We start from the raw sequence: 21,296 nt of genomic DNA, 5'->3' as shown, positions 1-21,296 counted from the left end.
AGTTTCTTGCGGGATCCCACCTGGTCGGACACGGATAGTGATCCGCAGCCGCCCCTTCCGATGGAATCCTGTTCTTAACAACGGGAATTTTTATCGCGGCAGACCTCGCCCTGAAATAGTTATGTCTCCAGGTTGGCTAATTTAGGGACGAACCTGCTGTTTATGGGGGGCTTTCTATTTCTTTGTTCCGTCTGTCCAGGTAGCGCCGGTGAGGTCGGCCTCGTTGAGGTCGGCACGGGTGAGGTTGGCGCCTGCCAGATTGGCGTATGAAAGATTGGCGCGGGAGATGTCCACGCCGGCGAGGTTTACACGGGTGAGGTTGGCGCGGGTGAGGTCGGCGTATGAAAGATCCGCAAAGGAAAGGCTGGCGCCGGTGAGGTCGGCGCGGGAGAGGTCGGCAAGGGCGAGGTCGGCACGCTCCATGTCGGTACCGGTGAGGTCCGCTTCGTTGAGGTCGGCGCCGGTGAGGTCGGCGCGGGAGAGGTTGGAACCGGTGAGTCTTGCACGGGAAAGGTTGGCGCGGGAGACGTCCGTGCCGGAGAGGTTGGAACGAGAGAGTATGGCGCCGGTGAGGTCGGCGTGAGAGAGGGTGGCCCGGTAGAAATTGGCCCGCGACAGATCGGCATCGGTGAGATTGGCGTGGGAGAGGTCAACCCCGGATAGATTGGCCCTGACAAGGCTGGCGCCGGTGAGGACGGCGCCGGTGAGGACGGCATGTGACAGGTTCGCTCCTGCAAGGCTGGCGCCCGAGAGGTCAGCACCCGAGAGGTTGGCGCACATGCCGCCATCCTCGCCATCGAGCCATTTCCGGTGTCGACGCAGGATCGTCTTCAGTTCTTTATCGGTTATCTCCATGATACTTTCCCTTCGCCGCATGAGAATGGAAGTCACCGACGGATGAGCAACAGCGGTGTCCTTCCCGGGAAAGAAAGTGCCGGCGATACCGTTGTTCCGCGGCTCGAGAATGCTTTGCCCTACTGGCTTCTCTTCCAGCCCTTGGCTATCAGGCAGGCATCGACCTCGTCACAAACCCGGGTGCCTTTGCGGGCATACTCCTTCTCTGCAACCTGCTCGCAGTATGCCTTGTCTCTGGCCCACTGGGCAGAGGTCATGCCGGGTTTTTCATAGCTTACGATGCAGCCTCCCATACCAGCCATCACGACGATGGCCGGCAATATCCATTTCTTTTTTCCCCTTCGAAGGTGCGACATCATCTTATCTCCTCCTCACATTTTGTGCGATCATCAAGACGATGTTCTCGACTCCGTCCGCAACATTCCGATTTCCATTTTCCTTCAATGGAAGATAATTTACAAGGAATATTCTCATTGTGGTCCGACGAAGGATCGACTATCTGAAATGGTTTTACAGTTTTACGGTTGCCCCTCTTGACATTCTGCCCCGGGAAGATGGACAATAAATGTACCGACCGTTTGCACCTTCACTTGAGGCCAAAACACCAGCGATGGTTCACAGGGGACAGGTATGAAAAAAGCTATCGAGAAACTCCTTGTGCAGTTGAGCTCCAGGTCGCCCGATATTCCCTTTGAGGTGTGTTTTTGGGATGGCCAGACAGAACGATTTGGCACCAACCCGCCTGCTTTCATCCTTGCATTCAAGACCAAGGCCGCCGCAAAACGCATCTTCAGCAGGGGATCCATGGGTTTCAGCGAAGAGTATGTCGATGGCAACATCGATGTTCAGGGCGATTTCCAGCAACTTGTTCGCATGGGCATTGACCCCCGTTTTCAGGACATAAAGCTCCCGGCACGGACCAGAGCTTCCATTCTCTGGCGGCATATCTTATCTCTCAACACGGTGAAGAGATCTCCGGGGAATATCTCACACCACTATGATCTGGGCAACGACTTTTACAGCCACTACCTCGACAAGAGTATGACATATTCCTGTGCCTATTTCAGGAACGGGACTGACACTCTTGAAAAGGCGCAGGAACAGAAATACGAGCATATATGCCGGAAGCTTCAACTCAAGGAGGGCGAGACGCTCGTAGATATAGGATGCGGATGGGGCGGAATGCTCCTTTACGCCGCCCGTCATTATGGCGTGAAAGGCCTGGGGTGCACCCTCTCGCCGAAACAAGCCGAATACGCCGAGAGAAGGGTCACGCAGGAAGGCCTGGGAAAGGCCGTCACCATTCTCCGCCAGGACTACCGGAACCTGAAGGGCCAATTTGACAAACTGGTCTCCATCGGCATGTTCGAGCATGTGGGAAAAGGATTTATCCAGAAGTTCATGGAAAGAACGAGATCACTTTTGAAGCCAGAAGGCATCGGCCTCATACATACCGTGGGAAAGGAGCGAAATGCAGCCGGCGACCCGTGGACAATGCGGTATATCTTCCCCGGAGCCCATATCCCCGTGCTTGACCACGTGATCCGGATCATGGGCAAGGAGGAGCTGGTTCCCGTCGATATCGAGAACCTTCGTCTCCATTACGCCTCGACCTTGGACGAATGGCGCAAGCGTTTCGACGCAAACGCGGACAAGGTCGAAGAGATGTTCGATGCACGACTCGTGCGCATGTGGCGCCTTTTTCTCAACGGCAGCGCCGCGGCTTTCCGATGGGGAAATATACGTCTCTACCAGATATTGTTCACCAACGGCCTGAACAACTCCCTCCCCATGACGCGGGAGCATCTGTACCGGTTCCACTGAGGGGGAAAACGGCAGAATTCTCCCGGCCGGGAGATCGTCGTCTCCGGCTTGTTCAGCTCTCGCATGTCAACTGCCCCTGCCTCCGGCACCAGGCGTCGACTGTCCCAATAACGCCTCCCGCATGATATCGATAGGCACAGCCTGATCCAACCATATCTCCAGGGCCTTTGCTCCCTGTTGAACCAGCATCTCCAGGCCATCGACGATGATTGCCCCATTGCGTTTGGCTTTGTCCAGGAACAGGGTGGGTCTGGGGGCATAGATCAGATCGTAGACGATGGTCCCGGGAAGGATCTTCCCGATCATTTCTTCGGAGACCGGCATCTGATCAACCTTGGGATGCATACCCATGGGAGTGGCATTGATGATGAGCCCTGCCCGGGGTATCATCCCCTCCAGCTCATCCCATGAATGCACCCTTAGAACTTGTTGAACGGGTGTGTTCCGCCAGCTCTCCGCGAAAGCGGCCAGCTTGTCCGGATTTCGCCCAAGAACGTGGACCTCGGGACACCCCAGGGAATGGCAGCCCACAACCACGGATCTGGCCGCCCCTCCAATTCCCAATATTACGGGGGTGACGGCCTTCCAATCCCGGTCCATTGCTTTCAAGGGTGCAACAAAGCCGAAAGAATCGTAATTGGTACCCTTCCAGCCGCTCTGCGTTCGCCAGACGGCATTCACGGCACCCGCGAGCCTCGCCTCGGGAGCGACCTCCGTCAGCAAGGGCATGATGGTCTGTTTATGGGGGATCGTGACGCTGAAACCTTTCACACCCATGGCTTCGAATCCCCGAAGCGCCGCGGCCAGGTCTTCAGGCCGCACGGAAAAGGGAACATAGACATAGTCGGCCTTGAGATGCTCTATGGCCGCGTTGTGCATCACGGGAGAGAGCGAATGGCCGATGGGGTAGCCAACGACCCCCAGCAGTTTGGTTGTTCCTTTGATCATCATCACCACCGGAATTTAAGATACGTAATCGAAGCATAAAAATCATCTCCCACAACACCACTCATGTCAAGATTTATGTGCACCGCCGCCTCGCAGGCGGATGCCCGGAGCGGATATGCGCACGTCTTAACGGAAGGCAGGATCGGACGGCCGGATTACGTACCGTATCGCTGGTCCGTTCCCTTCAAAGCCATGCTCTGCCGCAGGACACAGGTAGCAGATCAAGCGCCAGGCAATCCGATCAGCCGGGGTCTTTCGGCTGTGGCGCCAATCCCCCTCTCTCAAGCCGGTCTTCCAGTTCATCGATGTATGCGGAAAGCGTGTTCCCCGTCTGTTCCACCGCGGAGCGAAGATCATTGTCGAGTTGGTCCAGCCTGGCGAGCACGGCCGCCCTCGACTGGGCATCCAGTTCCACCTGTCTCTTCATCTCCCCATCCAGAAATCCTCGCAGTTCAGTCAAGCGCGAAGTCTCGGCCTGCTCTGCAAGCTCCCGTTTCTCCTGTAACTCCTTCGCGTTGCGGCGGGCCTCCAGAAGAAACGACGTCTGCAGATAGACGAGGAACACAAGGAAAAACACCGCAAGGAACACCAAAAGCCCAAGCATGACCAGTCCGAGCGGCGCCTGAACAACGGCAACCCCCAGAGAAAGAGTTGTCGGCATCAGGAAGGAACTCCAGTTGAGAGCGACGAAAACAGCAATTCCTGCAATGATCACCACCAACAACAGCGTGCGAATCTTCATACCAGTCAACCTCCTTGATAAAGAACGTCTGGGGTCACCCAGACGTGCGCTATGATTGAAAAAGAGCTCGTATTTCCGGAGAAACACCTCTGAAGTCGAGGTGCCTGGCCAGCTCCTCAACCGTGAATCTCCATTCACGAAAAGAGGCGTTGCCCCGTGCGCAGACTTTCCCGCTATCGTCCTTGATGACGCCGGAAAGGTAGTGAATTTTACCGGTCTTCTTGAGGAGGCTTCCTGAAGCGTGGTACGCCTTTCCGCACTCAACCGGTCTTTTGAACTCCACTTCGATCCTGGACGTTGCGCACATCTGCCTTGCCCCCATAAAGACGGTCCACCACATAACCTCGTCAAGTATCCCGGTTACGATGCCCCCATGAAGCATCCCGTCATAGCCCTGAAACTTGTCGCTGGCCGTGAATCCGCACGCCGCCTTGCCGTCGGCATAGTGCAATTCCAAACCAAGACCGCCGGTGGCCGGGCCGCAGAAGAAACACTTTTTGTAGCCTGGCAAGAGTCCATCCATAGATTATCCGCTCCTCCCAATCCTTTTTCTCTTTATTCTACCCACATTTCAACAATAATGTTTAGAACAATGTCGATCCCATGCCATTTGACAGGCACCACATCCAGAAACATAGCTTTTTTACGTCACGGCATACCTCGATGATGACATTAGACTGTCAGTCGGCTATGATAGAGCGGGATGTAAGAATAAGGGGGTATGCATGTCCTATAAATTCGATTCATTGTTGATCATTCTGAACAAACTTGACAGCGGAGCAAAGGTCACGGCGGATTCGCTTCGGGAAGAGCTCGAGGTAAGCAAGCGGACGGTGCACAGATATATAAGCACCCTGCAGACTGCTAATTTCCCCATCGATTATGATCGCAACAACAAGACCTATGCCTTCGTCGGCGGATACACCCTGAAAAGACCGAATCTTTCCGTGGAGGAAACCCTCGCTTTTTCTCTCGCCCGGAAGATGCTCGACAATTTCGGCCCGGGAATGGACAAAAGCCTCGGCAGCATCGAAAAAAAGCTTACCGTTGCACATTCGCCGGGTCTGAAGCATATCGTCCTCTCGCCCGAAACGGTCCCGGCCGGCACGGAGCGGTATCTCGCTCCCATCCACCGGGCCATCATCAACTACCAGAGGATCGAAATGGCCTATAAGGCCTTCGCCGCAAAGAAGGCAACGCCTGGCACCGTCGATCCCCACTATCTCTTCTTTCAGAACGGCATCTGGTACTTCAGGGGGTACTACCACGGCGACAAAGCGGCAAGAACCTTTGCCCTTGACCGCATAGAGTCACTGTCCATCCTGGACAGGCATTTTCTTCCGCCCGACCTTGAACCGGAAGCGGAACTCTCCGGAGCCTTCGGCGCTTTCATAGACGGCGATCCCGTCGATGTGATACTGAGATTCGATGAGGTCTACAAACCGCTCATCCTGAGAAAGATCTGGCATACAAGCCAGAAGCAGCGTGAACTGGCCAACGGCCGCGTCGAGGTGACTTTCAGGGTCAACGGCATCCTGGGCATCCGGAACTGGGTCTACCAGTGGATACCCCACGTCGAGGTCGTCGAGCCAAAGGAACTGCGGGACATCTTCCTCGATGACCTCGAAAACGCCATGAAGAAACACGGTAGGAAGAAGTGAGCCGCGCAGAGGGATATGATCGAGGGGAAACGGGCCCGCGCGATGGTTATCTGTCTCATAAAAGCCAGGTGAACGTCGCTATCAGTCCGGCGGCCGCAAGCACGGCAAGGCCCCACAGAAAGATGCCTATTGACCCTCCCGGGTGCAGTATCATCGCCCTGTAGTAATGCTTTCTGCACCAGGCGATCGTGACGGGAACCGCGCCCGGAAAATGCAGGACATGGCCCGGTGCTCCGCAGACACCACAGAACCCGCAGAACCCTTCAGGAACACCCTGACGGGCCAGTACACCCGGATTCTTCTGCCACAAACCACACTGACAGCGTCCGGGCGGCCACTTCTTGCCGTTGTAGCGCACAATGACGATCTCACCGTCGTAGTCGGAATGACGGCACTCTTGCTCGATGATCCTCTGAACATCGTCTTCAGATCCGCCCCCGGTGCCGGCGCCGATCAATGGGACCGCAATGGATCCGAACTTTCTCGTCTTTGCTTCCTTCAGGGCGGAACGGACGGAATCACGGATAGATCTCTCGGACGAACGCCAGGCATGACCGATGCCGGCCACGTGAATGATCGCCTTGAAGGGCAGTCGGCCCGCAGAGGTCACTGAAGCCCCGCCAAGAGGAAGTGCGCCGCTGTGCCGGAGTTCGATGAACGGTCGGTAACCCGCGCGTTTCTTGATGGCTCCCGATACTCCCCGGGGCAGCAGCAGCCACCAGGGGATCACATTCCTGTTCCATGGATTGACGATAGCGTCAACCTTCTGATCCAGCAAGTCACCTGTAACAATTCCAATTCGCATGCTCTTCCGGTACACCATTGCGATGCCGTGATATCGATTGCGATCCTTAAACATGCTACGATTCGCAGTCGGAGTTGTCAAGACAACCGGACCTTACCGGGAGGGGTCCTGTGAGACGAAAAGGAGTTGAAAAAATGCATCATTCAGAGGAAAATGGATGAACCATGACGAAGGAACGGAAGCAACCGGCCAAAGCTTTTAAGGAAAAAGACCGTCCAGCCGCGACCCCCGAGAGAAAACTGGGCAACAGGGAAGCCTTCTTTCACCTTGTCCACCAGGAGCTTTTCGGAGGACCTGCCGTGCTGTGCGTTTCAATGAGGATAGCGGGGCCCCTCGACATTCAGCTCGTGAAGCACGCCTGCCGTCATCTCTGGGAGCGTCACCCACCGCTCAAGGCACGCATCGCCGCGAGGGACGGCACGCTTTCTTTCGTTTTCGATGTGCCTTTCCGCGACATTCCGGTCCACTCATTCTTCGAGCTCGGAAAGACCGACGTCCACACCATCGTCGAACGCGAGGCGGATACCCTCTTCGATGCGTCGAAGTACCTCTGGAGGGTATTCCTCATAACGGACAAGACCAACTTCGAACGCCACTATCTCCTTCTGTCACTGCACCATTCGATAGGCGACGGGGCGTGTGCGGTGCACCTCGCCGGGGAGATGGTCCTGTATTGCGCCAGGATCCTGATGGGCGAGGTCCTGCATGTGGATCTTTTGCCGGTTCGTCCGTCCCTCGAGGAACTCGCCGCACCGGCGCGGCTTATCGCGGATATGGCCCCGGCAGTGACGAATACTCTTTCCGGGGACGGGACGGGAAACACAATGTCCTTCCATGAATTCCAGCCCGGGGGCAGACGGCATACCCGTTTTCGCGTTGAGGCCCTGGGGCCGGCAAGATCAGCCGCGCTGGAGGAGCAATGCCATCGCAGGAATACCACGCTCCGTGGCGCCCTGGCGGCCATTACGCTGATGACCATGCGGAAGCACTTCGGGAACAGCGCCGGGGTTTCGGTGGACACACCCATCAGCGTCAGAGGATCCGAAGGAGTGGGGATAGGCGATGACGAGCTATGGTGCCTGGAAACCCAGACGGGGCTGAAATATGAAGGCACGGGGCGCTCCGACCTCTGGGACTTGGCAAGGGATTACAGCGAGAGGCTGCTCCGTCTCACGTCAGGCGGCACAAACCAGGTCGTCGATATTGGGCACGATCCCGCGGAAAGGATCGAAGAACTGCGGGGGGCACGGAGCTTCCCCCTGTCCTGTCTTCTTGTCGATGCGGGACGCATCGGCCCCGGTGAAAGGAGCCCTTTCATACTGCAGAACATCGGTCTCGTCAGCGGCCGCCGGACAGCGGACCATATCATGGCCATATCCCTTGCGACGGTGGGCAGCACCCTCTCCCTCACCTTCGCCTACGCCTCTCCGCTCATAAGAGAGAGCTGGGCGGACAGGTTCGTCAATGACTTCCTGCACCTTGCGGAGAAGGCGCTGAAACAGGACCCATAGGTCGAATGGGTTGAGCAGGTGCAGGACCCGCAAACCAGGCAGGAGGAAGAGCAGATACTACTTATGCTCGCCCTGACGAGGAGTTCGAAACCGACGGACATACAGAGGATGGTCGACGCGTATTAAGGGGATCCGTGCATCTCGGCGTCAAGGATGGTCCTCAATCTTTCCAGCAACAGGGACGGTGCTATGGGTTTGGAGAGAAAGTTGCTCCTGCTGTCCACGACACCTTTGTCAACCACCACGTCCCGGGCGTGACCGCTTACGAAAAGCACCTTGACCGAAGGGTCCACCTTGCTTATCTCGGAATAGACTTCCATGCCGTTCTTCTTCGGCATTATCACGTCGATGATGACGAGGCCGATACTCTGTCTGTGTTCGACGAAATATCGAACCGCTTCATCGCCATCGGCGGCGCCTATCACCGTGTATCCGTATTCCTGAAGTATCTCCTTCATGAGCTGGCGAGTTTCCCGGTCATCCTCAGCCACGAGGATCGTTTCCGTGCCCGTGGGCATCTTCGGCTCTACGTGCCTGGCCTTCTCCCTTTTCACCCGTACCGACGGAAAATAGAGCTGGAATGTCGTCCCCTTTCCCGGCTCACTTTCCACGGTAACATATCCGTCGTGCTGTTTCACGATGCCGTACACCGTGGAAAGCCCGAGTCCCGTGCCCCTTCCTGCCTCTTTCGTGGTGAAGAAAGGCTCGAATATGTGTTCCTTCACCTTCTCGTCCATTCCATGACCCGTGTCGGTTACGGTGAGGCGCGCATAGGCCCCTATCCTCCCATAACCATGCTTGTTGATGAAGGCCCTGTCGATCGATGCCTGCCCGGTAGATATGGTCAGGATGCGGGTCTCTGTCATGGCGTCGCGGGCATTCGTGGCCAGGTTCATAAGGATCTGCTCGATCTGCGTGCGATCGGCCATTATCGTGATCTCTCTTGCGGGGATCTGGACACGAAGCTCGATATCCTCGCTGAGGAGCCTCTCGAGAAGCTTCTGCACCCCCGTTATGATCTCGTTGATGCCGTTGGGCTCAAGATTAACCGCCTGCTTCCTGCTGAAGGCAAGGAGGCTGTTCGTCAGGTTCGCCGCCCTTTTTGCCGATGAAAGGATGTGATCCACGTAAACGCGCAAGGGGTTGTCCTTTTCCATCTTGATCTGGAGAAGATTTCCATATCCGATAAGGGCCGTGAGAAGATTGTTGAAATCGTGGGCAACCCCACCGGCCAGCGTGCCGATGGCCTCCATTTTCTGGGAATGCCGCAATTGAGACTCCAGGTTCTTCCTCGGGGTGATGTCCCGAACGGTCCCCTCGAAATAGCGGGAGCCGTTCTTCCTGTCCGTCACGAGGCGAACGTTTGTCGATGTCCACATTTTGGTGCCGTCGGTGCGGTATCGTTCCGATTCAAAGTTCTCCACCAATCCACGGGTCCTGAGGATGGCATTGAGACGCCGGTAATCCTCGGGTTTGACGAATGTCTTCTTTGCCTTGAGGTTCTCGTTGCCCGTCATTTGAAGAGGCGAGGCAAATCCGAAGATCCTCGCGAGGGCCGGGTTGGCGCTGATGTAATGACCGTCGACAGCAACCTGGAAGATCCCTTCCGCCGCGTTCTGGAAGATATTGCGGTACTTCTCCTCGGCGGCCCTCAGTGCGTCCTCCTGTTCGATGCGGTCCGTTATGTCGTGAAGAATGGCAACGCACCCGCCGACGGGCGCCGCGTCTTCGGAAAGCAACGTCCGCACCTGCGAGACCGTCACCTCCATGGTCAGGACGGATCCATCCTTCCTCACAAACTCCCAGGGGAAGACATACGTGTTGTTGCCGATAATGATGTCATCTATGATCGTGGTGATACGGTCATACTCATCATCGTTCTTCGTGATAATGCGCAGCGTCCTTTTCTCGATCTCCTCTTCTGTTCGTTGAAAGAGACTGCGGAAAGCACGGTTGCACGAGATGATCCTCCTGTCTTTGTCCAGCATGAATATGGCATCGGAGAAGCTCTCGACGAGGACCCGGTAACGGTCGAGAACCTCTTCCGTCTTCCTGGCCTTCGCGATAATGCGCGAGAGCTTGCTCACCTCCCTGAGATATTTCCTCCCCGTGACCTGGGCGATATCCCTGAAGTATGAAACCATCTTTTCTTTCGTAAGGTCCCTTTCCATGGTCCTACAGGTTTCTCGCGAGGATCGTGAGAACCCCCGTCCAGTCGAGACCTCTTGTTCTGCCCAGCAGAGGCGCCAGTTCCACCCCGGAGTAAAAACCGAACAAAGGGATATCATGCTCCTTGAGAACCTTCTGGACCTCCTCCCCCTCCTCAACGCTCGTATTCGAGTAGTCCTTCGCCCGACCCGCACAATCGATATACATGGCGAGAACAGGAATCTTCCCCTCCTTACGTATCACATCCACGAGGTGGCGGGAATTGTCTCGAGCAGACTCTACCATCCTGCCCGCGTCCCTCACCATGAACTGGATCTCGTCGCCGGTCTTGAGATCGGACTCGAACATCACCACCCCGGACCGGTCAGGAATAACACCCAGTATCAGCCTGTTAACGTACTGGTTCTCCTTGTACCCTCCATATCTTTCTCCGCAATGGACGCCGATGGTGAGAAAATCAAGAGGACGCTCTTCCTGCCATTCCTCGCTGTCGAACAACTCGTTTATCGTCTCCACTATGGGCCTGCCGTCGATCTCGTAGAGAAGCGGACCGGAGGCTTTGGTTACCCTGTGATATACCCCGTCGAGAGGGGTGCAGCCGTGCGTTATCCGATGATAAACGGAAAAGTCCCCGCTGAGCATAAGGCCAACAAGGCATTGCGAACCCGCTGAGGAACCACAAAACTGGACGGTCCTGTTGAAATCATAATCGCCTATAAGCCCGGCGCCGATGAGTGGAACATCGTCGGCGAGAACTTCGCCTATCGCCGCGATAAGCGGTGTAGATGAGTTCATGATGGGAGGAGAAGAGGCGTTATCGGGCGGGCTTTTTATCGAATCATAGAAGACAAGCAGAAGCTTGTCCTGAGGTTCACGGGCGACATCGGCAGCCACCTTCCTGCCCGCCTTCCTTTCATTCCTGTCAATATCCCCGGCAGAGGCCACCCTGAAGCTGATCAGATCGGAACTGATCGCCATCACTCCCGCCACGGGCTCTGTATAGCAAAGGAAATCGCTGGATATAACACCGATCGCGGAACCTCCGACAATGGGCACATCGTTGCCCGCGGCCTTCCGAATCCCGTGAAAGAAAGCCTCGGGTCCACTCTTGCCGGAACAGAAGGCGAATATCAGATCGGGCTTCGTCATGCCCCCCGACTCCATCGCCTTCCTGGCAAGAACGTCTCCCGATACGGCTTCGCCCCTGCCTCCTTTACAGGCAATACCTATCTTCGTCACCGTGTCCGTTTCAACCCCCTTTCATTCCTTTTGATCGCTGCGCCGGATACTGCATATTTTCGGTCCATGCCGGCCTGAACCGGTCTGGCCCACAGTCTACGGCTCTGGAAAAACGGCAAATTGTCAGGGAATCACTTTATTGTATTTACCAGTATTACGTTGGAAAAGGCAAGGAAAAAGGCCCCCTTCCCGCGCCCCTTATTGCCTTGACATTTCACCCCATCTTTCCTAATCTGTACCCATGCAAAAACTGGCAATCGGCATGTTCGATTCAGGGGTGGGAGGCATGACCGTCCTCAAGGAGGTCCGGGAACTTCTCCCTCGTGAACACATCATCTATTTCGGAGATACGGCAAGGGTTCCCTACGGGAACAAGTCGCCCCAGATGGTGATGAAATATGCACTCGAAAGCGCCCTCTTCCTGCTCACGAAGGGGATCAAGCTCCTCATTATCGCCTGCAATACCTCTTCGGCATTTGCGCTCCAGATACTGCAGAAAAAGATGCCCGTCCCCGTCATCGGGGTCATCAACCCCGGTGCGAAGGAGGCGGTAAGACATACCAGGAGCGGGAGGGTCGGGGTCATCGGCACGAGGACCACCATCAAGAGCATGGCCTACGACAGGTCGATCAGGAAGATCGATCCCGGCATACAGGTCTTCTCGCAGGCCTGCCCTCTCTTCGTTCCCATCGTGGAAGAAGGCCTCGAACACGACGAGATAGCCCGCCTCACCGCTCAAAAGTACCTCGGCGGCCTCAAAGGCTCCGGCATCGACGTCCTCGTCATGGGATGCACGCATTACCCGGTTCTCGAGAACGTCATCAGTCAGACCATGGGCAGGGGCGTGAAGATCGTACATTCCGGAAAGGAGACCGCCAAGGAGGCCCGGATGATCCTCGACGAGAAGGGTCTTTTCAACAGGCGGGGCCGCGGCAAGTGTGAGTACTTCGTGACGGACACCCCGGAGTCCTTCCACGAGATAGGCGGCAGGATCCTCGGCGAGTCCCTGACGCACGTAAGAACCCTGAAGAGCCTCGATTACCGGGACCTCCTTTTTTCTTCATGATCGTCGATGTAGCCCTTCCGATACCCGTCGGCAGATCTTTTTCCTACACGGTCCCGGATGAACTCGCGCCTTACATCTTTAAACTCGCGCGAGTGCTCGTCCCCTTCCGATACAGGGAGACGGCGGGGGTTGTCGTCGCTGTGCGAGACGGTGAAGACGGGGGGCTCAAATCCGTTGCCGGCGTACTCGATTTTTTTCCCCTCATCGGCGATGAGCTTCCGGCACTTCTCCAGTGGTCATCCTCCTTCTATGTCACGCCCGAGGGCGTGGTATTCAAGCACGCCCTGCCGTCCACCGGAGATCTGGAGCGTTTCCTTGTTGTCGATGCCGCCGGCCAGGAGGACCTCGCCGGCCTGCCCCTCAGAAAAGCCATCCGGAAATTCGGCAGGACAAGGCTCCTGCAGCTGTACAACGACAGGGTTCTTGACCTTTGCGACACTCTGACGGGAGAACCCTTTGCCGCGCCGCCCCCGGCTTCTCCCGTCCGCGGCGAGGTCGAAAGAGAAAAGATCCTCTTCATCGATTCCGTCGAAGAACGGCTGGCATATTACAACGCCATGATATCGGGCCACCTGGACCGCGGCGGCAACGTCCTCGTCCTTGTGCCGGACTACTATGCCGCCGGCGCATGGTTCACGAAACGATTGAAGGAAAGCTATGGTGCGCGTGTCCTGTGGTTTGGTTCCGGCACACCGGTGAAGCAAAGGATGGAGACCTACTTCAGGAGCCGCCGCGAGGGCGGACACATTGTCCTCGGGAACAAGAGCTGCGTCTTTCTTCCCCTTTACGATCTCTCCCTTCTCATCGTGGAGAGGTCCGATGATGATGAGTACAAGAACGAGGAAGGATTCAAGTTCAATTCCCTGAGAGTGGCCGTCGAAAGGGCGCGGCTCAAGGGCGCCTCCATCGTCCTCGGCTCCGCTGCATGTTGCATCGACGCGATCCATCTTGCCCGAACACACGGTTTCACGGTCAATTGCAATGAATGGCCCGCCCGGGACGGCTATGTGGAAAAAACCACATACACCGGCTCCCGTTCGACGGGAGAAATGCTGGACACACTCTGCGTTGAAACCGCCGAGGCGGCCCAAAGCGGTATGCGCGTGGCTGTTTATACGCCCCGGAAGGATTACGGCGCCTATCTGAAATGCCATGCATGCAAGGAAACCCTCGCCTGCCCGGCCTGCGGCGGATCTCTCAACTACGTCAGGGACACGGAAAGTGTGCATTGTCACGCCTGCGGGGCCCGGTTTCCCTATGAGAACACCTGCCCCAACTGCGGCAGCAGCATGATCGGCTTTTCCCGGATAGGCGCGCTCTTCGTCGAGGAACACATACGCAGGAACCAGCCGGGTCTTGGCGTCACCCGTATCACCGGAGATTCCTTGAAGAAAGAGATAGCCGCGATCCGTAAACTTCGCGACGGCGACAGCGCCGTTCTCGTGGGCACCCAGTCCTTGTCCAAACTCTACGGGTTCCACGCCGACAAGCTGATCCTTACCGGGTGGGAAGAACTGAGAAAAATGGGCGGATACAGGTCAGAGGAAAAAACGCATCAGGTCATCGTCAATCTCCTCGACGCGCTCACCCCCGGAGCCATCCTCTCTCATTCGGCCAAAAAAGGACCCATCGACCCCCGCGAGTATCTCGACCTTCTCCGTTTTTCCGAGCGGGAACTCCGGAAACGCGAAGAAGCACAGTTTCCGCCCTTCGTCAGGGTCTTTCTCATTCAGGCCCGCGCCAGGACCGCGTCGAGGGCGGACACGATCCTGAAAAGGATCCGCAAGGTCATCACCGACGGGGGCCTCGAATGGGCCCTCTTTGGCACCCTCCCCCTGGAAAAACCTCCCTACCACCTGCGCAGGGTGATACTCAAGGGAAGCGGGGAGCTCCTCGGCGATGCTTTCAGGCAATTCTACGACATCCCGGGAGTGGAGGTCGAGGCGGATCCGACGAACTTCTAGAGAACCGCATGGGCACGATAACACGAAAACTGATGGGACTAAAGCGGATATGCCCCTCAGTATGCCTATGAGATGGGAGGGCTATATACCCGTGTCTCTTTCGAGGAGCTCAAGAGGCTGGGTTATATAAATCCAAAAGCCCATATGATCGGCAAAGATCCTGAGTTCTCGCGCAAGATCAGGGAGGGTTTGCCAAAACCGGTGCGGTAAGACGGGACAGGGAAGGGCGGCGTGTTCTCGGTGTTGCATGTGGTCTATTTTTCGACAAAAAAAAGGAGGTTTTAAGGCCTCCTTTTTTTGTCTGTGATGAAGAACTACTTCTTGGCCGGAGCCGCCGCGGGTTTCTCCGTTGCGGGCTTCTCGTCCGTCTTCTCTTTTGCCTTTTCTTTCTTCTCTTTGGCTTTTGCCTTTACTGCGCCGGCTTTTGCCACTGCCTTGGCGATGTTCTTGCCGTCTGCCTCGGTGTAGACTACTTTAACCTTGTCGCCAGCCGCGAACTTTGCCATTTTCTTAACCTTTGAAACGTCGAAGGTCATTTCAGTTTCGCCTTTTACGACGATTGTCTTCGCCGCTTCGTCCATGCTGACGAATTCACCTGCGAACTTCTTCACGCCGGCTTTCTTGGCTTTCTGCACTACCTTCTCTTTCACGGGTTTGTCTGTTGCGACGACCGGTTTGTCTGTTGCGACGGGAGCTTTCTTGTCCTGTGCCAACACGGTCGTAACAAAGGCAACGCTGATGAGGATTGCGAGAACGATCATTAATGCTTTCTTCATGTTATTTCCACCTCCTTCCCTTTCATTGGTTACATTGAGCTGCATGGTAGATACCAATGCACTTACCGTGCCGCAATTGCAACATACTGATACATCAAGGGAAGCTGGCCAGGCGGTATCCATCGGAGCCCGGGATAGTCGGAAATATCCGACTTCTGTATGCCCCTCTAATCGGAATTATCCGACTATGCCTTTTTTGGTCTGGCCGCGAGGTTCTTAAGTTCGTTCATTCTCGCCTTGTAGTCGTAGAGTCCAAGGTCTTTGAGCTTCGATACGCCGACGAAGAAGGTATCCCTGTTTATTCCCAGGTGTTCCACTATCTCTTTTGGCTCAGGGAGATGGTTTGGCCCTCCGTTTGGGGGGTCCAGTTTCGTGAGGTAAAGATAGAGACGGTATTCCGCCGCCGTAAGCTTGGCATTTATGAGTTCGTCCAGCTTCGAGCTGATCTTGTCGAGATCTGTCGCAGGCTGGGAATATTGCCTCACCTCGGCGGGGACGTGCTCCGTGGTGATAACGCCCGTCTCGCACATGATGTAGGAGCGCTCCAGCACGGATTCCAGCTGCCGGACATTCCCCGGCCAGGAATAATGCATGAGGTATTGCAGCACCTCATTGCTCACGCTTTTCTTGTTCTCGTGGGTGTCGTCGAGCTTTTTCAGGAAATGTTCCACGAGAAGGGGTATGTCCGTAAGCCGCTCGCGAAGGGGCGGCAGGGTAAAGGCGATGACGTTGAGCCTGTAGTAGAGGTCTTCCCTGAATTTTCCCGCCGCTATCTCCTGCTCCAGCTTCTTGTTCGTCGCCGCAATGATCCGAACGTCGAGCTTGATGGTCTCTTTTCCTCCGATCCTCCGTATCTCTTTTTCCTGAAGGGCCCGCAGGAGCTTTGCCTGCGTGCTCTGGGTGAGATCGCCTATCTCGTCCAGAAAAAGCGTGCTTGAGTTGGCCTGCTCAAAAAGCCCTGTGTGTCGCGAAAAAGCGCCTGTAAAGGCGCCTTTCTCATACCCGAAGAGTTCGCTTTCGAGAAGGGTCTCCGGTATCGCCGCACAGTTGATGGCAAAGAAAGGCTTTACCTTTCGCGGACTGTTGTAGTGTATGCTCTTTGCAAAAAGCTCTTTGCCTGTTCCGCTTTCCCCGTGAATGAGAACGGTTGAATTCGTCGGTGCGACCTTCTTGACGATCTTGTAGAGCTCCTCCATGGAACCGTGGGCACCGACGATGTTGTCGATGTGAAAACGGTCGTGCAGCTGGTCCTTCAGCATGATATTGTCTTTGAGGAGCCTCACCTGGTTCATGGCATTGTTGATGACGAGGAGAAGCTGGTCCTTTTCCAAAGGTTTTTCAAGGTAATAGAAGGCGCCGAGTTTTGTTGCCTCCACAGCCGACGGTATGGAGCCGAAGGCGGTCATGATTATGATCTGACAGGTCCGCCCCAGTGCGCGCACCTCCCTGAGCACCTCCGTTCCGTCGATGTCGGGGAGCCTGAGGTCAGTGAGCACGACATCGAAATTGCCGTTCTTGAGTACGTCCACCGCTTTTCTGCCACAGTCGGCGGCCTCGACGTAGAAACCCTCTTTCGAGAGGATCGTTCTTATGATCTCGCGCTGGTTCCTGTCATCCTCGACGACAAGGATCGTTCCCCTGGTGTCATTCTTCATGACGCGGCAGCCTTATGGTCATGGTCGTTCCTTTTCCTATCTCGCTCGCGGCCGATATGGTCCCGCCGTGCTCCTCGACAAACCGCTTGGTTATGGCCAGGCCGAGGCCAATGCCAAGTTTTTTTGTAGAGTAATAGGGCTCGAAAACCTTGTCAAGCTCATCCTTTGCAATGCCTTCACCATCGTCGGAGACGGACAGATATGTCAGACCCTTCTCTCCCCCGCATTCAATGCGCACCACCCCCGATCCTTCTATCGCCTGGACGGCGTTTATCACGAGGTTTATGACACACAACCGCATGTATTCCCTGTCGCAGTAGAACACATCGCTCCCTTCGTGACAGGTGAGGTTAATATCGACACCGCTTCGCATCTTGTCTTTCACCACGACGAGGGCCTCGTTGACAAGGCCCGCGGGGGCCACATTCTCTTTGTGGAGCGTGATCGATTTCCCAAGGAAAAGAAAATTATGGATAAGCTCGTTTACCCGGTATATCTCCTTGAGAAGACTGTCGAGAAGTTCGACGAGTTCCTCTTTGCCGGAGATGGGCTCCTCCCGTACCCTCTCCTTGATGTGCCCGATGGAGAGCGTAAGGAAATTGAGGGGGTTCCTTATTTCGTGGGCGATCCCCGAGGAAAGCTGCCCGATGAGCGACAGCTGCTCCGATTTCTTGAGTTTTTCTTCCAGTTCCTTCTGCTCGTCAAGCTTGTCAACCATCTCGTTGAAGCTGCTCACCAGGGTGCCGATCTCATCCTTCCTGTCCATCGCCTTGATCTTTACAAGCTCCCCCATGGCTATCTTCCTGCTCGCCATGGCTATCCTTTTTATCGGCTCCGTGTATTTCTCGGCGATGACAAGACACACAATGATGCCGATGGTAAAGGCGAAGATCATGCTCAGGATCCTCTTGATCTGATTTCGGTTCTGCAAAAGGCGGTAGTCGTCGAGGGCCATGTTGATATGGATGTACCCGATGTTCTGGCCCTTGATGGCAACGGGCATGATGATGTTGTAGAGCCTCTGGGTCTCGCTTCTGTGTTCGTCACCAAGGCGCGCGGTGATCATGAGGTCCTTTTTCCGGGCGGCGGGCTTCTTCTCCGTCATTTTCTGGGTGGTGCCGATCTTCCTGGGGTCGGAGCTGGCGATGACCTCCGAGGTGTCGCTGACGATGGAGATCTCCTTGATACCCTTCTTGTTGAGCATATCCACATAGCTCTTGAGGCGGGCCGTGGAATCCCCGCGGTAGGTCAGTTCCTCGACGCTTATCTGGATGGCCCTCGTGATATCGTCGATATTCTCGCCGACCTTGTCGAGAAGCGCCTCTTCGGCCCTCGTGTAGATGATGGTCAGCGAACCGATGGATATGAGAAGGAGGAACAGAAGGATGAGCAGGAGCTGTGTCCGCAACGAAAGGCTGCGGAAAACAGACTTTACGAAGGCGTAGAACTCTGCCGCCTTTTTCTTCACACCGTGCCTGTCATCGGTATCCATGGGGGTGTTATCCTTCACGCTTAAGACTGAGATAGGCATCGATACGGCCTGTGATGACCCGGGGAGGGACGAGAGGGAAAATTTCCTTAAGGGGCGGGCCGTCGGACCTTCCCGTAATGAAGGCCCTGAGGATCATGAAGAAATCCCTTTTCCTGAGGTCCGGGGGCTGGGTTAAGCTCCCGGTGAGGTCGTCGAAGGTAAGCCCATCCTTACCCGCGAGGAGGGACCGCATGGTATTGCCCATCTCCTCGGCCGCGTTCATCTTCATCAGATAGCGAAGGGAGCTTTCCTTCAATTCCGCCCTGTCGAACATCTCCATGTATTCCTTAAGATCGTTCAGCGTGGAGGCATTCTCACGGACGGCGGACACCTTCGCGGCATCGGAAACCTCCATCCCCGTCCTGTCGATGAGATCGGCCAGCGGCATGTGTTTCATATATTCCCTGTTGAACCAGAGAAGTTTCTCCATATCGAAAATATTGTCCGAACCGGAGATGGAGTCAAGAGAAAAGGTCCGGACCAGTTCGTTTCTGTCCATTATCTCCACGGCGGCGCTTCGACCCATCGTGCACAGGTAATTCACGAGGGCGTCGCTGACCATTCCCAGGGAACGGAAGTCGACGACGCGCGTGGTGCCGTGTCTCTTGCTGAGAGGTTTGTGATCGGTGCCGATGAGAAGGGAGTGATGTGCGTACTGGGGAGGCTCGCCTCCCAGCGCATTGAACAGGGCAATCTGCTTCGGTGTATTGGAGATATGATCGCCGCCGCGTATGACGTGGGTGATCCCCATCAGCATGTCGTCGACGACGACGGCAAGGTTATATGTCGGCGTACCGTCCCTTCTCAGGATAATAAGGTCGTCCACATGGCCCCTCGGGAAAGAGAGTCCTCCCCGTATCCCGTCACGGAATGTGATGGGCTTGTTATCGGAACGAAAGCGAATGGTGAAGGGCCGTCCTTCTCCTTCGAGCCTTACGGCCTCGTCATTGGCGAGGTCCCGGCATTTTCCACCGTACCTGGGGGGCTCACCCCGCGAAAGCGATCTTTGCCTCTCAGCGGCCAGTTCTTCCTCGGCACAAAAACACCTGTAGGCAAAACCCTTGTCGAGGAGGCCCATGGCGTGTGACCTGTAGATATCAAGGCGGTCGGACTGACGCAACGGGCCCTCGTCCCAGGTGATCCCGAGCCAGCGCAGATCGTCCATAATGGATCGCTCGTAGAGGACATCGGAGCGCTCGATGTCGGTGTCTTCCATCCGCAGAACGAAAGACCCTCCGTTCTTCCTGGCAAAGAGCCAGTTGAAGAGGGCCGTCTTTGCATTCCCCACGTGGAGATGCCCTGTCGGGCTCGGGGCGAACCTTACCTTGACCATCTTCGCCTCATAGATCCTGGAGATTCGGTACACATAACTGGCCTTAAATTCTTTCCAGCAGAACAACGGCGTGTGCGGCGATCCCTTCGCCCCGGCCGGTAAACCCCAGGCCTTCCGTTGTTTTACCCTTTAAGCCGACCATCCCGGCGTCGATGGACAGGACCTGTGCGATCCTCTCCTTCATCGCCTCCCGGTATGGCGCTATCTTGGGCATCTGGGCCACAATGACACTATCGACATTGACGACCCGATAGCCCCTCTCGCGGGCTATCGCGGAAACCCGGGAGAGTATCACGGCGCTGTCGATGCCTTCCGTGTTCTTGTCGCTGTCAGGGAAATGAACGCCGATATCGTCCTCCGAAACGGCCCCCAGTATCGCATCACTGATGGCATGGAGGAGAACATCGCCGTCGGAGTGACCGAGGAGACCTTTCTGGAAGGGAATCTCGATGCCTCCCAGGACAAGCTTCCTGCCTGTCGTCAGCCGGTGGACATCGAACCCTATCCCTACCCTCATAGGCTCCCTTTGAGCTCAGAAAGCAGACCTCTCGCGATGGTCAGGTCCTCGGGCGTGGTGATCTTCATGTTGTAGGGAGAACCCTCTATGACCTTCACCTTTTTGCCCAGATGCTCAATGAACGTTGCGTCGTCATAACCGTAGTATTTTTTCGCCATACCCTCCCGGTAGGCCTTCATGATGAGAGGATACTTGAACGTCTGGGGAGTTTGCACATGCCACAGAGAGTCGCGCTCAAGGGTCTTGACCACGAAGCCTTCCTTGGAAATGACCTTTACCGTGTCTTTCATCGGCAGCGCCGGTATAACCGCATCGTACATCTCCATGAGGAAGATGCCTTTTTCGATGAAGGCGGGCGAGACGAAAGGCCGCGCCCCATCGTGTATGACAACGATATCGCAGGGATGCTCGATGGCCTCCAGCCCGTTCCTTACGGAATCCTGCCTCAGCTTGCCGCCGACAACGAGCTTCATGACCTTGTTGAACCTGTACGTCTCCAGTATCTCCTCCTGGATAAGCGGGAGGTCCTTCTGGTTGACGACGAGATAGATATCGTCCACAGTTCTGCAATCTTCGAAGATCTGCAGTGTGTGAACAATGATGGGTTTGTTCTCTATGAGCAGGAATTGCTTGTTCGTGGCGGTGCCCATTCTTTTTCCTGCGCCGCCGGCAAGAATGATCGCTATTGTTCTCATGTTAT

The 21,296-nt window shown here is 55.8% G+C and carries 19 protein-coding genes; 5 read left to right on the top strand and 14 right to left on the bottom strand.

All coding sequences use genetic code 11. The annotated features are described in order from the left end of the window. Nucleotides 1-174: 174 nt before the first annotated feature. A complete protein-coding gene (locus PHC90_01640; GenBank protein MDD3845043.1) occupies nt 175-855 on the bottom strand; it encodes a pentapeptide repeat-containing protein in 681 nt (226 codons plus the stop codon). 119 nt (nt 856-974) lie between these two features. After that, complete coding sequence (locus PHC90_01635; GenBank protein MDD3845042.1) at nt 975-1,214, bottom strand: hypothetical protein; 240 nt, start codon at nt 1,212-1,214, stop codon at nt 975-977. Between the two features lie 271 nt (nt 1,215-1,485). Between PHC90_01635 and PHC90_01630 the strand changes: the two genes are divergently transcribed. Beyond that, nucleotides 1,486-2,679: a cyclopropane-fatty-acyl-phospholipid synthase gene (locus PHC90_01630; protein MDD3845041.1), complete on the top strand. Its 1,194-nt coding sequence runs from the start codon at nt 1,486-1,488 to the stop codon at nt 2,677-2,679. Nucleotides 2,680-2,745: 66 nt separating this feature from the next. On the opposite strand, the gene PHC90_01625 is transcribed toward PHC90_01630, so the two are convergent. From PHC90_01625 to PHC90_01615, 3 genes are all read right to left on the bottom strand, one after another. Further along, a complete protein-coding gene (locus tag PHC90_01625) occupies nt 2,746-3,630 on the bottom strand; it encodes a shikimate dehydrogenase (protein MDD3845040.1) in 885 nt (294 codons plus the stop codon). A 238-nt stretch (nt 3,631-3,868) separates the two neighbouring features. Further along, nucleotides 3,869-4,369 carry a hypothetical protein gene (locus PHC90_01620; protein MDD3845039.1) on the bottom strand — a complete coding sequence of 167 codons (501 nt, stop codon included), beginning with the start codon at nt 4,367-4,369 and terminating at the stop codon, nt 3,869-3,871. Nucleotides 4,370-4,418: 49 nt separating this feature from the next. Further along, nucleotides 4,419-4,892 carry a PaaI family thioesterase gene (locus PHC90_01615; GenBank protein MDD3845038.1) on the bottom strand — a complete coding sequence of 158 codons (474 nt, stop codon included), beginning with the start codon at nt 4,890-4,892 and terminating at the stop codon, nt 4,419-4,421. Between the two features lie 202 nt (nt 4,893-5,094). Here PHC90_01615 and PHC90_01610 point away from each other — a divergent pair, with 202 nt between their 5' ends. Beyond that, nucleotides 5,095-6,030, top strand: coding sequence for a transcriptional regulator (locus PHC90_01610; GenBank protein ID MDD3845037.1), 936 nt, complete (start codon nt 5,095-5,097; stop codon nt 6,028-6,030). A 55-nt stretch (nt 6,031-6,085) separates the two neighbouring features. Here PHC90_01610 and PHC90_01605 read toward each other — a convergent pair whose 3' ends face one another. Continuing rightward, nucleotides 6,086-6,889, bottom strand: coding sequence for a macro domain-containing protein (locus PHC90_01605; protein ID MDD3845036.1), 804 nt, complete (start codon nt 6,887-6,889; stop codon nt 6,086-6,088). Nucleotides 6,890-6,999: 110 nt separating this feature from the next. Here PHC90_01605 and PHC90_01600 point away from each other — a divergent pair, with 110 nt between their 5' ends. Then, complete coding sequence (locus PHC90_01600; protein ID MDD3845035.1) at nt 7,000-8,346, top strand: hypothetical protein; 1,347 nt, start codon at nt 7,000-7,002, stop codon at nt 8,344-8,346. 122 nt (nt 8,347-8,468) lie between these two features. On the opposite strand, the gene PHC90_01595 is transcribed toward PHC90_01600, so the two are convergent. Beyond that, a complete protein-coding gene (locus tag PHC90_01595; protein ID MDD3845034.1) occupies nt 8,469-10,517 on the bottom strand; it encodes a PAS domain S-box protein in 2,049 nt (682 codons plus the stop codon). A gap of 4 nt (nt 10,518-10,521) precedes the next feature. Further along, nucleotides 10,522-11,754 carry an FIST N-terminal domain-containing protein gene (locus PHC90_01590; GenBank protein ID MDD3845033.1) on the bottom strand — a complete coding sequence of 411 codons (1,233 nt, stop codon included), beginning with the start codon at nt 11,752-11,754 and terminating at the stop codon, nt 10,522-10,524. 241 nt (nt 11,755-11,995) lie between these two features. Here PHC90_01590 and murI point away from each other — a divergent pair, with 241 nt between their 5' ends. Together murI and PHC90_01580 are read left to right on the top strand one after the other, a co-directional pair. Beyond that, nucleotides 11,996-12,820 (top strand): glutamate racemase, encoded by an 825-nt coding sequence (gene murI, locus PHC90_01585; protein MDD3845032.1) that lies wholly within the window; start codon nt 11,996-11,998, stop codon nt 12,818-12,820. After that, complete coding sequence (locus PHC90_01580) at nt 12,817-14,784, top strand: zinc-ribbon domain-containing protein (protein MDD3845031.1); 1,968 nt, start codon at nt 12,817-12,819, stop codon at nt 14,782-14,784. The genes murI and PHC90_01580 overlap by 4 nt, the downstream gene beginning before the upstream one ends. 314 nt (nt 14,785-15,098) lie before the next feature. On the opposite strand, the gene PHC90_01575 is transcribed toward PHC90_01580, so the two are convergent. The 6 genes from PHC90_01575 to ispD form a co-directional block, all read right to left on the bottom strand. Continuing rightward, entirely contained in the window at nt 15,099-15,560 is a 462-nt protein-coding gene (locus PHC90_01575; protein MDD3845030.1) for a hypothetical protein, read from the bottom strand. Between the two features lie 185 nt (nt 15,561-15,745). Continuing rightward, the gene (locus tag PHC90_01570) at nt 15,746-17,215 is read right to left on the bottom strand and encodes a sigma-54 dependent transcriptional regulator (protein MDD3845029.1); all 1,470 of its coding nucleotides are present in this window, start codon (nt 17,213-17,215) and stop codon (nt 15,746-15,748) included. Beyond that, nucleotides 17,205-18,746 carry an ATP-binding protein gene (locus PHC90_01565; protein MDD3845028.1) on the bottom strand — a complete coding sequence of 514 codons (1,542 nt, stop codon included), beginning with the start codon at nt 18,744-18,746 and terminating at the stop codon, nt 17,205-17,207. Before PHC90_01565 ends, PHC90_01570 begins: the two co-directional genes overlap by 11 nt. After that, nucleotides 18,715-20,079, bottom strand: coding sequence for a glutamate--tRNA ligase (gltX, locus tag PHC90_01560; protein ID MDD3845027.1), 1,365 nt, complete (start codon nt 20,077-20,079; stop codon nt 18,715-18,717). The genes PHC90_01565 and gltX overlap by 32 nt, the downstream gene beginning before the upstream one ends. A 43-nt stretch (nt 20,080-20,122) precedes the next feature. Continuing rightward, nucleotides 20,123-20,596: a 2-C-methyl-D-erythritol 2,4-cyclodiphosphate synthase gene (gene ispF / locus PHC90_01555; protein ID MDD3845026.1), complete on the bottom strand. Its 474-nt coding sequence runs from the start codon at nt 20,594-20,596 to the stop codon at nt 20,123-20,125. Next, nucleotides 20,593-21,291 (bottom strand): 2-C-methyl-D-erythritol 4-phosphate cytidylyltransferase, encoded by a 699-nt coding sequence (gene ispD, locus PHC90_01550; GenBank protein ID MDD3845025.1) that lies wholly within the window; start codon nt 21,289-21,291, stop codon nt 20,593-20,595. Before ispD ends, ispF begins: the two co-directional genes overlap by 4 nt. Nucleotides 21,292-21,296 lie beyond the last annotated feature (5 nt).

It is taken from the genome of Syntrophorhabdaceae bacterium (assembly GCA_028698615.1).
Lineage (GTDB): Bacteria > Desulfobacterota > Syntrophorhabdia > Syntrophorhabdales > Syntrophorhabdaceae > Delta-02.
Note: the sequence above shows the minus strand (reverse complement) of the source record. Positions and strands in the feature narration are given on the sequence as shown.